This window comes from Romboutsia sp. 13368 (genome assembly GCF_018336475.1).
In the GTDB taxonomy this organism is placed as follows: domain Bacteria; phylum Bacillota; class Clostridia; order Peptostreptococcales; family Peptostreptococcaceae; genus Romboutsia.
In genome coordinates this window covers 1001931-1002198 of record NZ_CP048741.1, presented here as the reverse complement: position 1 = coordinate 1002198, position 268 = coordinate 1001931, and the positions used below count along the sequence as shown (strand labels likewise).

General features: G+C 27.9%; 1 protein-coding gene. It reads right to left on the bottom strand.

Going from position 1 to position 268, the window contains the following annotated elements:
• A partial coding sequence (locus G3997_RS11810) for a hypothetical protein (RefSeq protein ID WP_442971239.1) occupies positions 1–77 on the bottom strand: 77 nt, incomplete at its 3' end.
• Positions 78–268 lie beyond the last annotated feature (191 nt).

Below are 268 nucleotides of genomic sequence, written 5' to 3'. Positions count from 1 at the left end.
CATACTCCATAATAGGCTTCGCCTTTAAAGCATTTACTGAAATGTGCTCTACCAAACTCACAAACTGGAATTGGCATACTATCTACGACTCTTATATTATTAGAATAAGATTGAANNNATAAGGAAATATACTCTCTTATTTCATTGATTACAGAATGTAAATTTCGTTTAGTTCTATTAAATCTAGTTCTATCTCCTAACTTTGGAAATAATTTTGAATATTCTCTACTTAATAAACTGAAAAATGCTTTTTCTGAATCTATAGTTA